Raw genomic sequence first — 15,855 nt, forward strand, 5'->3', positions numbered from 1 at the left:
AGCTAAATTCATCGAGAGCATGTTTGGCACGCAGTACTCGCCTACGACCATCAGCAATATTACACAGACCGTCATGGAGGACATCGAGCAGTGGCAGAAACGCCCGCTAGAGAAGCGCTACTCGGTCATCTACCTCGACGGACTTTACGTCAAACTCAAACGTAACACGGTGAGTAGCGAAGCTGTTTACTTGGCGATGGGCATTGATGAAAAAGGGATTCGTCAAATCCTAGGCTTCTACGTCGGTGGTCACGAGAGCTCGAATGGCTGGCGAGAGGTGCTCAAGGATCTGAAGAAGCGCGGTGCCACCGATATACTGCTCGGCGTATTCGACGGCCTGCCCGGGCTGGAGGAGGCCTTCCGAGAAATCTATCCAATGGCTGGTACAACACTGCGTCGTCCATAAGGTACGTGCGACGTTCCCCAAAATTCGTATGTCGGATAAAAGCGAATTTCTGGCTGATCTCAAGCAAGTGTACACGGCGCTTGATGGAGATGTAGCAAGAGCGGTATTCGACGGATTCAGGGACAAGTGGCGCAAACAGTATCCGAAGGAAGTGAAGTCCTGGGAGGAGCAGCTCTCTACACTTCTGACTTTCTACAAATACCCGCAGCTGACCTGGGAAGCGATCTACACGACGAATCCGATTGAACGGACGAACAAGGAACTCCGTAAGCGACTCAAACCGATGAACAGTCTCACGAACATTGAAGCGGCGGAGAAGATCATCTACCTCCAGGCGCTCGACTACAATGAGAAGTGGTGTGGCAGGGCAATTCGCGGCTTTGTCGATGTAGACACGAAGGCCGCGTTTAACCAGATGTACAAAGACCGGTACCAGGTGTAGATTCCCAACAACAGGAAATTATTTTCCAGGGGGTACCCCCTGGGGGATTGAAAACGAAATCGGTGGTATCCATCGTCCCGATGGATACTCTACTAACCAAAAGATGTTACACAAACTTCTTGACGCTACCCTTCTGCGTTTAAGGTGAAGATAAAATCGATTACTTTTCCTATGGAGTAAATGTCACTCTTCAGATCCAATTTGGTAAAGTCAGTACCAGCGGCAGGGTCAACAAAAAGATGGTTGTTCTTCTCAGTCAGCGACGATTTCATGCTGCGTTCAATAGATAAGTCCTTACTTAGTCCAAAATCACAGATTACAAAATCATTCTGAATCTTTAATATGTTACCCAAATGAAGATCACGATGGATGATCTCTTGCTCATGAGCAAACGCCATTCCATTCAGAATATCGAATACAATTTTAAGCTTATCTTCAGAGGAGAGATCGAACTCTTCTTCTAAGTATTTATATAAGTTTATATCCCCTTGCTCCATTAAATACGAATGGTTGTCCGGATCGTATTCATACACGTTCAGAATTTGGGGACAAGCTTCAAGCTTCTGCATGTTTTCAAACTCATATCTCAAACGTCTTTGCAGCTTATCATCATTTTGAAACTGAGGCTTCAACTCTTTCCTTAAGACCCCTTCTCTAACTCGCACAATGTTACAGTAAGAGCCATAATCCAAAATATCGTCTGGAATTAATATGATGTCTCCTATCTCAGGATTTCTGACTTTTACGTTGTCTCTCAATAATACTTTTGATATAAGTTCGAGCACGTTATTACTTTGTTCTTTATTTATGGAAGAGTATTTAAAAATGTTCATAATATTTTGTAGTACATGTAACCACTTATTGTTCGGCAATCCACTGTATTGGTCAATTAAATGCTTGTCTTCTACAATGCTAAGACCACCATTTTGATCGAAGAAATCCTCAATGTTTAAGTACTCTGCACTCAATACAGAATTATCAAAGTACCAATCCAAAACAAGACCATAATATTGCCAGTTAGTTTCTGAAATCTTCCCCTCCCATAATCGCTTATCGAAATAATTCAAGATTTTTATGTAGTTCTGCTCCGATAGCACAAGATCCCTCCCTGATCTTTTACTGATAAATACGGGATAAATCAACTATGTATTAATTTAAAATGGATCAGATTTTAATAAAAGATCAAAACTCTTTCCGAACAACCCCAGCTCCTTATTCAGCCAAGGATCTTTCCATCCCACTCAAATAAATTCTACATTAAAGCCGAATTTCCGGTAGAAGTGCGGTGACCGATCAATGTGACCCCAATCAACACCTGCCAACATGCCACTGATTAATTTGATCTTAAGTTGTCGTGCCAGCTTCAAGATCTCGTCCATGACGATGGAATCGTATCCGCGATTTAAATAATTACCTTCGATCAGAATATCTGCAATATGAATGTGCTGATCTTCAAGATATACGTGCAAGTGGATGTTCGGGTCGGGGATCTTTACCCCTTTATCGGAAATAATACGAATCCTAAAAGTAATATTGTTGTCGTCCTGATCGTCACCGTAATACAAACGGTGCAAGATGACTCTTTTGTTTCAGCTCATCAAGTGAACCACTGCCACCAAAGACACCTTTCAGGACGTCCATAATCCTTAACTTCTCCTCATCAGAGACTGAGTGAACTTTTCCCATCCGAAGCAGACACCCCTTCCTTAAAAGAACATACGACGTTGTACCTATTCCATTATTCAACAAATCAACTCCTAATACCTTCCATCAAATCGGCGAAAAACGACATAAAAAGTAACCGCCCAAAGGATGCCCTCTTGAACAACCAACCTAATAACTGCATTAATAAAATTCAATCGATGAATCTACCCATTTCAAATCCAAAACATTAGACACTTCGACTTTATCGTTCAATCCATTTTTATATTATTTTTTTCTATCAGACTTAAAGAACTTATACTTCACTGAATACTGATAAATAAGAACTACTAGGAATCGACCCGACATATTGCTCTTTTTCGTGGAAAAGCAGACTGTAGATCTATATCCGCTACATCCTCAGGTAGCGGCCATGTCAATTCCTTCTCACTTGCCCGATTTAACACCTTGGATACAGTTTTTCGCGAACATTGGCAACTTGATACAATGCTTCACTGGCTGAGTCCCATGGTGCTCAACTGCAAAAATGTCTCGATCCATGGCCATTCGGTGACCTCCCGCTGAAATATGCGTGCCCGGATCCGAGCACGCATTCACTTTATTCATAATTCCTGCAGCTATTTCTTAGCTCATAGGCCGAAACTCCCCGCCGTACATTCACTTCCTACAGTGGATTTCATTTCTTCTATTCACACATTGCAATCTCCCCAGTATTTTGTATATGTAAACCAAGGTGTTTACAAACAGCAAACATCTGTTTTCAGCGTATACAGAAAAATTTTATCGGATAATATCCGATTTCATCAAAAAAATGAAACGGATAATAGAGGGATATTTCAGAACCTCTATGTACCTTGACATTTACAAAGGAGATCGCCCATGTCGGATGATGAAAATCAACCCGTTGTTGAAGCTGACCCATATCAGCTTCTATTTCAGACCATTCCCGATGTCGTAACTGTCGAACAAATGTGTACCATGTTAGGCGGCATCAGTACCAAAACGGGCCGTAAATTACTCCAATCAAGACGCATTGCCCATTTTCGAATTGGTCGCTTTTACAAAATCCCGAAGCTAAGCATTATCCAATATTTAAGGGAAATCGAGGCCCTTGGCACACCATGCGATCATCACACTTTACAGCTTTGAATCATTTTTGATTCCGTTGTTATAATGGAAGTGTCGATGGTAGGAAGCCAGGGCTGCTATCCTGGGAGGGATACAAAATGGTAGCAGGCCACCTACAAGAAAAGAAAGGCAATTACTATATTGTTCTGAATTACAAAGATGAAGAGGGCAAACGTAAAACTAAGTGGATTGCAACAGGATTGCCTACAAAGGGCAATAAGAAGAGAGCAGAAGGCATGCTACAAGAAGCACGAAAGAATTTTGAAATTCCTTCTGAATCCATTGAAGAGGAAGTAGCGCTACCAGTTGAGGAAAAAGCAACATCTGATGAAGAAAGTCCTGCCGGCATTCTGTTCGCAGATTTCATGTTGGAATGGCTTAACATGATGAAGTATCAGGTTGAAGTCACGACTCATGCGGCTTATTGTTTTAATGTAGAGGGCAAAATTGTTCCTTATTTCAAAGAAGAGGGGATTTTGCTGGAAGAACTTCAAGCGAAGCATTTGCAAGACTTTTATCTGTTTGTTCTGAATAAGTACAAGATCACTGCCCACACTGCTCAGAAATATCATGCGAATATTCGTCAGGCGTTGCAACATGCCTTTCGAATGGACATGATTCCCTCCAATCCGGCAGATAAGGTTGAACGACCTAAGAAGCAACAGTTTGTGGGAAGCTACTACACGAACGACGAAGTTAATCAGTTATTCGAAGCGGTGACAGACGATCCTGTTGAACTGGCAGTGTATTTGGCTTCGTTCTATGGCCTTAGACGGAGCGAAATAGTCGGATTGAAATGGAGCGCTATCAATTTTCAGCATCAGACCATCTCCATCCGCCACACCGTCACTTCCATATCGTATGAGGGGAAACAGATCATTGTGGAGAAGGATCGTGCAAAGAATAAATCGAGTTATCGTACTTTGCCGCTCGTTCCTGCCTTTTTTGAACTCTTGAAACGCCTGTGGGAAGAGCATCAACAAAATCGCGCCTTGTTCAAAGACTCCTATTGCTACAAATATGAAGAGTACATCTACGTGAACAAGCTGGGAGACCGAATCAAACCGGGATATATCACACAACATTTCCCGATTGTTCTCCAGAAGCATGGGCTAAAGCATATTCGTTTTCATGATCTTCGCCACAGTTGTGCGAGCTTGCTGCTTGCAAACGGGGTCAGCCTGAAAGAGATTCAAGAGTGGTTGGGGCATAGTCACTATTCCACAACGGCTAACATTTATGCTCATCTGGATTACAGTTCTAAGGTTTCGTCGGCGCAGGTCATGAGCAACACCTTACAAATCCCAATCAAACAAAAAGCTCCTGAATCGTCACAAGGACCGATTCAAGAGCTGATTCATTCTTAGGGTGGTGCGGTCAAGAGGACTCGAACCTCCACGGTATTGCTACCACTGGCACCTGAAGCCAGCGCGTCTGCCAATTCCGCCATGACCGCACATTTAGCCTCACCCTGTACCTCAGATAAAGGAGAGAACTACAGGAGAGAACTTGAAACAGTAAAACTGATAAAACCGCATAACAACAAGGGTTCCGGGGAATTACAACCAACTTTCGCGCAAGTACCTGAATCCAGCGCGTCTGCCAATTCCGCCACGACCGCATATTCATTTGCCGACTTTTGACGTCAGCGAAATATAATTTATCATATGTGCGGGGGGCCTGTCAACCAGTATTGCGCCAGCTGTCATGAGTTCGGCGAAGTAACCTCTGCAAAGTCAATCTGGCCATAGGCCACCGAGCTTTGCCGTCTCCGCATCTAACCCGCGAATCACCTCGTTGAATTAAGGTTATTCGCGGGTGCCTGCCTAACCGAACTAACCGATCGCTTTCGCACGTTTGAACGCTTCCGCGTATTGCGCCGCGCGTTTCGCTACGAGGTTGAGGTCGCCCTTCTTGGTCGCTTCCGCTGTCAGATCCGAACCGATGCCGACGGCGACCGCGCCCGCCGAAATCCACTCGCCGACGTTGTCGAGAGTAACGCCACCGGTCGGCATCACGTTCGCCTGCGGCAAAGGGCCTTTGATCGCCTTGATCATCGCAGGCGTCGTGCTCGGGAACAGCTTTACGATATCGACGCCTAGTTCAAGCGCTTCCTGGATTTCTTTAATCGTCATGACGCCGGGCATGACCGGGACGCGATATCTGTTGCATAACGCCACGGTGGCCGGGTTCAGCGCTGGTCCAACGACGAATTCGGCCCCGCTGAGGATAGCCGCTCTTGCTGTCTCGGGATCGAGCACCGTGCCGACGCCGATGATCGCGAATTTGCTTTCATCGGTCGCCTTGCTCGAATATTTCGCCGCCAATTTCTCGATCGCTCTCAACGCTGAAGGGACGGTCATCGTAATTTCAATCGCCTTAATGCCGCCCGCAATCGCTTGTTCCGCCATTTCTGCAACTTCGTCGGCATCTTTCGCCCGCAACACGGCGACAATGCCATGATCGACGATACTTTGAATCGTGCGCAACTTGTTCATCTTGTTTCTCCCTCTCCTTGTCCATTCATTACGTATTTATCGTTAGCGTTCAATGTGCGAGACATTGTTTAACAAAGCGTCCACTTCCGCTCGGATCGGCAGTCCTTCCCAATCTCCGACAGTCTGTACGACCATTGAGCCGACGAGATTACCGAGCCGTACCGACTCGACGGGATGTTCCCCGCGCAGAAGCCCGGAAATAAAACCTGCGCAGAAACCGTCGCCTGCCCCGATCGGATCGACGACTTGTTTTACTCTGAAATATGGAACCGCCGTCACCGAGTCCTTGCCGACGACATACGTCTCTTCTTTTCCACCTTTTACGATTGATTGCCCCGGCAACTCCCGCAATCTCTCCACGATGATGTCCCAATCGTCCGTATCGTACAACAACTTCAATTCGTCGAGTCCCGGAAGGAAATAATCCGCCTCTTCCGCGAAAGCAAGCAGAACTTCCCTCGCTTCGTCCAATCCCCACAGCTTCAGGCGCATGTTCGGATCGAAAACAATTTGTGTGCCATTCGCTTTCGCGATCCGTATTGCTTCGAACGCAGATAGTCTGCAGCTCTCGCTTAGTGCAGGTGTTATACCTGTCAGATGCAAATATCGAGCTTGCGCAATGTACCCGTTATCCAGATGTTCCGGTCTTAGTCGGCTGGCTGCGGACAATTTGCGGTAGTAGTAGACTGACGTTTTTCCCGACAATTGCTCACGTAACATAAGCCCTGTCGGCGCGTCGTCCGCAACCGTTGCCCGCGACACGTCCACCCCTTCTCCGCGAACGGCCTTCAGAATATTTCGACCAATCGGATCGTCGCCAAGTCTGCCGAACCATCCGACTTTATGGCCGAGACGCGCGAGGCCGATCGCGACGTTGCTTTCGGCGCCTCCGAACGATTTGTCCAGCGTACCGCTATGCTCAATGCCTTTGGCTCCTCCCATCAGCAAGCCCATTGTCTCCCCGAAGGTAACGACCTCCAGGGTGAATGGGGATAACCCTGTTTCCTCATGTTGTGACACTGTATCATAACCTCCCGTACTTGACTTATCGTTGAGCCCTGCCGTTCATCCGCCACCAGACTTCCTTCAAGTGCGCGGCAAACAATCGTTCGATCTCTGCGACATCCCCACTTTTCAACGCATCAATTAGAGGCGCATGGCCTTCGGCGATCGACAGCAGGTCGGGAAAATACAGCTTGTTCGTAATCGCCAGAAAACGCTTAAGCTTCACCGCAAGTTGCAGCCACAGGTTCATAATCGTTCGATTGCCCGACTTCTCGTAGAAGAAGCTGTGAAACTCCAGGTCGAGATCAATGAAGCGATACAAATCTTCTTCCTCCGCAGCAGCCCGCATCCGTTTATATAGTAAATCGAGCTGTGCATAATCAGCCGCACCCAGCTTCGGAATCGACTTCAGCAACGCATCCCGTTCGATCAGTTCCCTTAACGCGTAGATTTCTTCGATCTCCTCCTGCTTCATTTCCGAGACGATCGAGCCTTTGTTCGCTTTGCCAATGAGCAGCCCTTCCTGCTTTAGCCGCTCCATCGCTTCCCTGACAGGAGCCTGGCTGATTTTAAGCGCAGTCGCAATCTCCAGCACAAGCAGGCGATAGCCGGGATATATCTCTCCTCGGACAATCGAATCCCGAAGCCCCAAGTATACTTGCTCGCTTAGTGAAACGCCCCGTTCATCCAATCTAAACAGACGTCGTTCCCCCCGCCTTTAAATTATCGATAATATTATCGATAATAAATCAAACGGCAAACAAATACAAGCGCACCTTCTCGTCGAAGTCGTGCCGACCTTGTATTTTTTCCCACTCTGTGAGTAATGATGACGATTTGCTCAAAAATACGTCAAATTGACGGGGCCAAAACTATGAGAAGTCGTACTATCGTAATACCAAACCCCATTCCACTTAAAAATCGCAAAGTTCGCCGTACCTGTTCCTAACGATACAGTTGTATCGTCATGGTAATAGTAGTCTCCTCCGCTCGTTTCACTAGCAACGAGATCATAAGAGGTATTGGCTTGAAGTGTAACGGGCGTTGCCAACTTGCAATATTTGAATCCAAGACCGTCCGCTTTACCGACGGCCATACTAACCGTACAGGATGCCACTAACGATTTATCGCTCTCCTTATACAAGCTAACGGTATGCAGACCGCTATTACCGCTTACGAACAACCTTCCTAATGCGCTTACGGTACGCGAAGTTCCAGCTGTCGTAAAATTAAATCCTGCTTCCCCTGTGAAGCCGTTTACCGGCGATCCTGGCGTTTTACCCGTAAGCAAGGAAGTGTCCTTGTATAACAGGTTAACCGGGCCGAAGCTTTGGGAAGGACCGCCGTCGTAGTACCAGGTGCCATTCCATTTGAATATCGCAAAATTCGCCGTACCCGCTCCTAACGATACGGTCGTATTATCATGGTAATATTGATCTCCCCCGCTCATTTCGCTGGCAACGAGGTCATAGGAGGTATTGGCCAGCAAAGTAACGGGAGCAGACAATGTGCAGTATTTGAACCCTAAGTTGTCGGTTGTCCCCTTCGCCATATGAACCGAACAGGATGCCACCAACGATTTATCGCTTTCCTTATACAAAGATACGGTATGTGACCTGCTATTTCCGCTTACATACAATCTTCCTAACGATGTTACGGTGCGGGATGCGTTTCCCGTTGTAAAATTAAACCCCGCTTCTCCCGTGAAGCTGTTCTCCAAAGAACCTAAAGCTTTTCCAGTTACTAGGGAGCTGGTCGTTCCGACTGGGGTTAGTTCATACACTTGGACTTGTTCGGCTCCAACCGTACCCGACAGCTTGCCATTCGCATCTATTGCCAGAGTAGCTGGTAGTCGAGTAAACATACTTTTCGTAACTGCATTCTGATAACCCGCCGGCAACGGGATTGACGCATTAATCGCCGCGGTTGTGCCCGGTCCGCCCGGTTGATAATAAGGAATATTGGCGACCGAATCATAAGTCGTGTTGACGATCATGACATAGACTTTCCCCTCATACTCCCAGTAAGTGACTCTTAAATCCGGGTTTCCAGTCGCCACTTCCGTCCGATGACCGAGCATGAATGCCGGCTTCAAAGCGTTAATCTCGGAAACCATCGCTTTAGTCTCTGCGTATAGATCGGACGGAATCATCGTATTGGTCGGCGAAAAATAATAAGGGAAAAAGATAATGCCTTTCGCCCCTGCAGCAAGAGACTGATAGGTCATATTTCTCAATTCGCTCGGGTCAGGGGCGCGTCCCAGTATCGGATCAGGCCCCATCGAAGGCGAAATTTGATGCCAGCTGAACGTTTGTATAATACCAAAAACCGGCTTCCCCGCCGCACCGTAGGCATCTACCGTATCCTTCGTGGCAGCGTAAACGGTATTCATCGGTATGCTGGAACCGATCGGATACATCTCCCGCCCCATCGCATCAAGAATATTTACATAGCTCCCGACATTGTATCCCGTCTCATACGTATAATGGACCCCGGCGCCATAAGTGATATGATTGGGGTCTATTGCTCTGACGGCATCTTTATAACCTTGAACCGTAGCTGGGTCATTATAAGGATCGCAATCATCGCAAATGCTCCATCCCAGCAATGCTGTCTTATCCTTCCACTGCGTTAGATAATCGTACATGACGATTGTATTTATATTTTCCGGCATCAGCTTGATGCCTTTTACTCCCGCATCATCGACAAAGCTTGTATCGAATCCGTTATCTTTGTCGGCTGAAGGATGCATAAAGTTAAATCCGTCCGCCGCCAATTGGTTCATATCCGCAGACAGCTTGCCCGCAGGCATTTTATATGAACTGGCCACCTTCGTCCAGCCCGTTAAGCCATCTGCTGATACTTCCACTTCATAATAAGTCGGCGCGATCGTGTGACAGAGCCATGCTTTGAGCGTCACGCTATCGAAAGACTTCGCGCTGCTCCATTTTAAGGTTACGTACGCGGGCATCGACGGGAAGGAACCGCTGGCATAATCATTGGTCAGACTGCCGTCATTCAATTCCGCGGGTGAATGATTTGGGTCGGCATTCACGCTTGATGCACTTGCTGTTGCAGAAGTCGCTTGGTTCGACCCTACTCCGTCATTCACTTCTATCTCCACGATGCCAAAGTAATTTTGGACCATATTCGCCTCGAGTATTTTCAACCGGACGCCCTTTACGTTCGTCGCTCTTGCAAAGCTAACCGTATTCGACTCCACCGTATAATCGTTCGTATTCCACGGAATACTGCCCCAGGCTACTTCATAGAATCCGAATGGAAAAAAGGGCTGTCCGTCAACCGTTAATATTCCGTCGCTGGTTGCACTGGGTGACGAGGCGGATACCGATTGGGGGTTTTGGATTTGCACAAGTAACGAAAATAACGAACAGATAAGCGCAACATAAAGATACTTTAGCTTCATCTTCATCATTTATAGTCGCTCCTTTATGTTAAAAGTGGTTACCACAAATAGCGCATTCCCTTCATATGGACAAGGGAGATGCGCTATTTGGCCAATCAATTACTGTTTGGTTTCAGCTGGATCGGGTAGAAATCGGCCGGATTCCATACCATTCCGCCGCCCCAAGTGATATAGCGTTCCTTGCCGTGAAAATTACGGAAGAAGAAGCCGTATAAGGTGTCCGTGTTACTCGGATTAACGCCAATGCTGGCAAAGGGAATCACTTGGACCGTGTTCCATCGATCTGTTCCGACCTCCGCATTTACATCCCATATTCCGTTATAGGTCGAATCCTTAAACGACTTATATTCAAACTTAACTTTTTTGGGATTGGAGAAGAACCCATAATAAGTGGCGCTCTTGTCTCCCGTCACATAAGTTTCAACCGAGTCGTCCGCGCCGCTTCTCCACCATTTTCCGGGAGCATCGTCGCTAACGATCATACCCTCCATGTAATGATCGATATTTTCATAACCTACATATAAATTTACGTCATCCCACAACAGATACACTTTCGTTTCTTCCCCTACCTGATTTCGGGTGCCCATCTCGCGGAATTCGGTTACCGGCGTAACTTTCGCCCATGGCCCGGTGCTGAAGTCGAGCGAATTCATGATCTGCTCTTTGCTGTACGACGTTTTGGAAGCCGTAGCCGACAAATTAGGCAGCTCTCCCACGAGATACACGATCGTCTCGAAAGTCGTCTTGATCGGCTCGATTCTTTTCCTTGCCTGCTCGTCGGCCAGCTGCCATGCTTCGTCCAGAGCCGCTTGGGCAGCGTCTTTAATTCCGGCTTTGATGACATAATTGCCGATCAATTGGCTTGCCCTGGAATTTACGCTAACCGCCTGTTGATCATAGTTCCAGCCTTGTTCGATCAAATCGTAATAGGTTCTCATCGAATCCGCCGCTGCCCCGTAGGCCTTTTCCAAGAACATCGTTTTCAGCGCTTCCAGATCCGCATCCGGATTCCAGAATAAATTATTAATGAGCCAGTATTGCAGCGCATTTACGCCCCATATGACTCCATTGTCCAGCTGTCCCTCAGGCACGACGCCCATGATCCCCAGATCGCGATAATACTTCACATCGGCCTGAACCTTCTCTGCAATCGGCCTTTCGTAAATATCCGTGGCGCAGCAACCATAATAGTTATACATCAGAATATTATGGGTTTTTTGCACCCAACTTTCTAATTTAAGCTTATAGGCATAGTTCGAGTTACTTTGATCGCTGGTGTTAAACGGAACTCTTTCGTCCTCGGAGCCCGGTGCCATTACGATGATGATATTATCCTCCAAGTTAACTTTCGGCGGCGTATCCGTGAAAAAGTACGCAAAAGTCGCAATTTTCACATTGGGATTGGTCGTCTTCAGATTTGCGGCGATCTTGTTCAGGAAAGTGAAGTACACCGTCGATTTGTAAGCAGGATCCGTCGGTTGAACTACTAGGCCGTCAGGCGTCGTAAACGGTTGTTTGCTTAATTCTCCTTGGTTGAATACTTGGTTATCCATAATTCCGACTCCAAGGTATTCCATCGGTTGTACGGCAAGAAGCTGCCTCATCTCATTCGCAATTACGCCGGGCACATCTGGATTATAGAAGTTAATTTGAGAAAATTCCTGCGTGACAGGTACGTATACTCCATTAATTTCATTGTAGTACTCCGGATGAGTGTCAAAATACTTTTCGTTTGGAAGCCAGAAGTCAAGGTTGTGCCCGAGAAGTACGGGATTCAAACCAAGAGCGTTTTGTCTGCCCCAATAATCGATATTTCCGACCTCTGCTAATTTCGCGTTTAATTTGTTGCGAGCCAGCATAGATTCCGTATCCGCGTCCGAATGAAACTCTCCAGCTTTTCCGGTACCGACCGTATGCCAGCCGCGCAGCTTAAACGGAGATTTCTGCGCATAATCGATTTTCGTCGCCGTTACGGTAGATTGTTGGTCATAGAGCGTGCCGAAATCCGTCGATCTTGTCCATAGAACGCCGGCATTCTCCTTCAGAAAGTCGTAAACCCCATTCAGTGCCCCTCTGGCATTATCGCCGAAAATATAAATCTTTTTACCGGACGTTCTAATTGCGAATCCGTCCGTATCATGCAAGTAGGCGAGGTCGGCAGGATATAGATTCGATAGCTCCGCATTCGTGTCGGGCGTGGCCAAAATGATTCGAACCCGATCGTCCCCGCTGCCGCTGCTGCCATTCTCGCCGGCTGGAACAAAATCCTCCATTTCCGTTAACGTCACATCGTCGATCCACAATTTGTCCGTTCCCGACAAGAAGAAGTACACCCAATTGCGATCGTATTGCGCGTTCACATCCGGCGTATAGTCCAGTTCTACATACTGCCAACTATCCGTCAAGGTAACGCTCTTCCTTGCATTAACGGGATTATTCCCGCCACCCGCCAGCATCTCATGAATTTCCATGTCCATAGATCCCGCCGAGGCACCTTTAACCCATGCGCTTAACTTGTACCGTTTCCCTTGTTGGAGATGAAAATCCTGTAGAGATCTAGCTAATGTGTAGCCTTCCGCTCCTGGCAAATCCAACCTCAATGACTTGGCGCCGCTCTTGAATGCCTCATCGTCCCACGCTCCGGTTGGGGAAAACCAGCCATCGGGAAAAGTACCGGCTGAATTGCCGATCTCGAATCCGGAATTATACATAAGGCCCGTTTCGGTCAACGAAATGTCGTCAACCCACATCGATTCCGTACCCGACATGAAGAAGAAAATTCGGTTATAGTCGTACGTGGCGCTTTCAGCAGGACGATAATCCAACTCTATCCGTTGCCAATTCGTGCTTAATGTTTTTGCTACACGCGTCGTCACGGGATTATTCGTGCCATTGGCGAGCATTTCATGGATTTCCATATTCATTTCTCCAGCGCCGGTTGCCTTGACCCAAGCGCTTAGTTTATAGCTTTTTCCTGGTGTCAGCTTGAAATTCTGATCCGATCGCGCAAACATATAAGCGTTGCCTGATCCCAAATCTATACGCATAGAGTGGGCGCCGCCATGAAAAACGGCATTGTCTCTTTCACCGGAAGGCATATACCAGCCGCTGGGCACATTGCTGCTTGAGTTCGTTAATTCGAATCCGGCGTTGCCCAACAAATTAGGATCGTAATGAACCGTTAACTTCATCGGACTAAGCGCCGACTCGCCTGCGGTTGCCTGTACAACAGCTTCATACTCTCCGCTCGTTAGCTCATTCGTAACCTCCACCGAACCTTGAATCGTTTTCTTTTCATAAGCTGCCAAATCCGTTTGTTCGGGTAGATTCACCTTTATGGGTCCGGCATTGCTTTGACTTAAATTCACATGAACTGGAGTTTCTTCATTATTAATGAGTTGAATGGAAATTGGATATCGTCCGCTCTTCTTAACGTTCAGTTCTTTAACAGATAGCGCGGCACTTACGGATGCTTGCGAATTCCACTTATAGACCGGCAGTTCGGCGCCGCTTACCATCTTGATCGTATCTTGAAGCTCTTTGGCCGCAAGCTCCATCATGTCGTTCGCCGAGGAATCGACGAAAATGTCCGCGTTAGCAACTCCGGATTGTACGATCGTCGCGGAGGGGCCTGGCGTCGGTTCAGGTGATGTAGTCGGTTCCGGCCCGTTTCCTCCCGAATTTGTTGTTGTATTCCGATTATCTGCAGAAACCAGTTCATTCCCGATAGTGGCCGTTACGTTGGAGCTGAAAATGATCTTGATTGGCCACTTGTTTAGCTTGACACCGCTTACATTGAGGGTGGCGTTCTGAATCACTCCATCGCCGGTAACATTGGCGGGAGCGTTAAAAGTCATAACAATAATTTGGGTAGAGCCGCTTAATTCGAAGTTTACCTTTCCAGTCATATGCTGGACCTCATCGAACTCCCCATCAAGTACGACGGTACGATTGATTTGATCGTTCGGAATGAGAATGACAACTTTCAAGAAGCCTTTGCCTTTCAATTCCCGTTCCTTCAGAATGCCTCCCGAAAACATTTGAACTTCTTGAATCTCCGTTGTCCCTTCAGCCACGATTCGGATCTGCGAGTTCCATTTGTCAACGATCAATGTGCCGGAAAGAACGGAGTCGCGAATGATAATGCTGTTTTTCCCACCGCCAAGAATATAGGTCGATCCTTTGACCGTAACGCCTTCCAGCAGGAGCTCTCCTTCTCCCGCGCCTTGCGTGATAAACAAGTCGCCCGATATGACCATATTTTTAAGTGAGATATCATCGGTATTCACGACTAGATTTCCGTCGACACTGGTCTTGAATTCTCCCTTATCTTTTGCTAAATTACCCATTACGTTATCGATCATCTGGATGACTTCAGAGCGCGTCGTATTTTCTTTCGGTTTGAATTGATGGTTTCCCTTGCCTTTAACGTAACCTTTGGCGCTCAATGCCGATACTTCCGCAATCGCATAGGCAGCGATTGAAGAGGCGTCCGCAAATTGTTCGCTTGGTTTATTCTCTGCTTTTACCTTAAACGCACGAGCAACAATGACCGCAGCGTCTTGACGGGTGATCGGCTTGTTCGGTTCGAATCTATTGCCGCCTGCTCCCATAATCATTCCTGCCCCATGCAATCTGTTTACATCCGAGGCAAACCAAGAATGATCGCCAACGTCCGCAAACGGTTTATCGCTGGCAAGAGCAGCCGGCAAGTTGAACACCCGATTAATCAATGCGGTAAATTCAGCCCGGGTAACCGGGTCGTCCGGACGGTAGTTTTGATCCTTATCCCCTTTAAGCAGACCGAGTCTAATCCATTTGTTCAATACGTCTTGTGCCCAGTGATTTGAAACAACTGCCGATCCCTGCACAGCATCGGTCTGCTTGTTGTCTACCTTTTCAATAGCCGCCGTAACTTGATACGGCATCACAAGCGTTACAAGCATACACACGATCAACATGAGAGATCCAATACGTCTTGAATTTACCTTTCCCACTTGCTGCTCAACCCCTCTTAAATAAATTTTCGCGCACAACAAAGAAACCATAGCTTTCTGTCGTTCCACTTCGGTTTGGTCCGAGGAATTGCCTATGGTGTTCGAACTTTAACGAATTGCTCCCCTCCCTTGCTAAAATATAAACCGCTTACATCTCCATCATAAATCAGTTGAAAACACGAAACTATTTGCCAATCTTGCTTTCCTTGACATCTATTGCGGTATTCAAATAACGAATTCTTGAGCTCATCGTGTCCGTATAGAAATAGCCTCCCAAGTTTCCAGGGAGG

9 protein-coding genes, 1 tRNA gene and 1 pseudogene are annotated in these 15,855 nt (G+C 47.1%); 3 read left to right on the forward strand and 8 right to left on the reverse strand.

Annotation, left to right across the window (positions count from 1 at the left end; all coding sequences use genetic code 11):
• A pseudogene (locus ACFPOF_RS15980) lies at window positions 1-848 on the forward strand (IS256 family transposase); the annotation flags it as partial.
• Window positions 849-973: 125 nt separating this feature from the next.
• On the opposite strand, the gene ACFPOF_RS15985 reads toward ACFPOF_RS15980, so the two are convergent.
• Window positions 974-1,945 carry a protein kinase domain-containing protein gene (locus ACFPOF_RS15985; protein WP_378134324.1) on the reverse strand — a complete coding sequence of 324 codons (972 nt, stop codon included), beginning with the start codon at window positions 1,943-1,945 and terminating at the stop codon, window positions 974-976.
• A 144-nt stretch (window positions 1,946-2,089) separates the two neighbouring features.
• Entirely contained in the window at window positions 2,090-2,422 is a 333-nt protein-coding gene (locus ACFPOF_RS15990; protein ID WP_378134326.1) for a GNAT family protein, read from the reverse strand.
• Between the two features lie 967 nt (window positions 2,423-3,389).
• Here ACFPOF_RS15990 and ACFPOF_RS15995 point away from each other — a divergent pair.
• Together ACFPOF_RS15995 and ACFPOF_RS16000 are read left to right on the forward strand one after the other, a co-directional pair.
• Window positions 3,390-3,659: a helix-turn-helix domain-containing protein gene (locus ACFPOF_RS15995; RefSeq protein WP_378134328.1), complete on the forward strand. Its 270-nt coding sequence runs from the start codon at window positions 3,390-3,392 to the stop codon at window positions 3,657-3,659.
• A 77-nt stretch (window positions 3,660-3,736) separates the two neighbouring features.
• On the forward strand, window positions 3,737-5,005 hold the full coding sequence (locus tag ACFPOF_RS16000; protein ID WP_378134329.1) for a tyrosine-type recombinase/integrase: 1,269 nt from the start codon (window positions 3,737-3,739) through the stop codon (window positions 5,003-5,005).
• Window positions 5,006-5,007: 2 nt separating this feature from the next.
• Here ACFPOF_RS16000 and ACFPOF_RS16005 read toward each other — a convergent pair.
• The 6 genes from ACFPOF_RS16005 to ACFPOF_RS16030 all read right to left on the reverse strand — a co-directional run bounded on the left by ACFPOF_RS16005 (window position 5,008) and on the right by ACFPOF_RS16030 (window position 15,565).
• Window positions 5,008-5,094, reverse strand: a tRNA-Leu gene (locus ACFPOF_RS16005).
• A 379-nt stretch (window positions 5,095-5,473) separates the two neighbouring features.
• Window positions 5,474-6,136 (reverse strand): bifunctional 2-keto-4-hydroxyglutarate aldolase/2-keto-3-deoxy-6-phosphogluconate aldolase, encoded by a 663-nt coding sequence (locus ACFPOF_RS16010; RefSeq protein WP_378134331.1) that lies wholly within the window; start codon window positions 6,134-6,136, stop codon window positions 5,474-5,476.
• A 42-nt stretch (window positions 6,137-6,178) separates the two neighbouring features.
• Complete coding sequence (locus ACFPOF_RS16015; RefSeq protein WP_378134333.1) at window positions 6,179-7,156, reverse strand: sugar kinase; 978 nt, start codon at window positions 7,154-7,156, stop codon at window positions 6,179-6,181.
• Window positions 7,157-7,181: 25 nt separating this feature from the next.
• The gene (locus ACFPOF_RS16020; protein WP_378134335.1) at window positions 7,182-7,832 is read right to left on the reverse strand and encodes a GntR family transcriptional regulator; all 651 of its coding nucleotides are present in this window, start codon (window positions 7,830-7,832) and stop codon (window positions 7,182-7,184) included.
• A gap of 150 nt (window positions 7,833-7,982) precedes the next feature.
• Complete coding sequence (locus tag ACFPOF_RS16025) at window positions 7,983-10,577, reverse strand: hypothetical protein (RefSeq protein ID WP_378134337.1); 2,595 nt, start codon at window positions 10,575-10,577, stop codon at window positions 7,983-7,985.
• 86 nt (window positions 10,578-10,663) lie between these two features.
• Window positions 10,664-15,565, reverse strand: a complete 4,902-nt coding sequence (locus tag ACFPOF_RS16030) for a DUF4838 domain-containing protein (RefSeq protein WP_378134339.1) — start codon at window positions 15,563-15,565, stop codon at window positions 10,664-10,666.
• Window positions 15,566-15,855 lie beyond the last annotated feature (290 nt).

The organism is Cohnella soli, from assembly GCF_042655525.1.
Lineage (GTDB): Bacteria > Bacillota > Bacilli > Paenibacillales > Paenibacillaceae > Cohnella > Cohnella soli.

Bases quoted from the DNA above. Each gene is read 5' to 3' on its own strand.
- ACFPOF_RS15995 (WP_378134328.1), top strand. From the start codon at position 3,390: ATGTCGGATGATGAAAATCAACCCGTTGTTGAAGCTGACCCATATCAG.
- ACFPOF_RS16000 (WP_378134329.1), top strand. From the start codon at position 3,737: ATGGTAGCAGGCCACCTACAAGAAAAGAAAGGCAATTACTATATTGTT.
- ACFPOF_RS16010 (WP_378134331.1), bottom strand. From the start codon at position 6,136: ATGAACAAGTTGCGCACGATTCAAAGTATCGTCGATCATGGCATTGTC.
- ACFPOF_RS16025 (WP_378134337.1), bottom strand. From the start codon at position 10,577: ATGATGAAGATGAAGCTAAAGTATCTTTATGTTGCGCTTATCTGTTCG.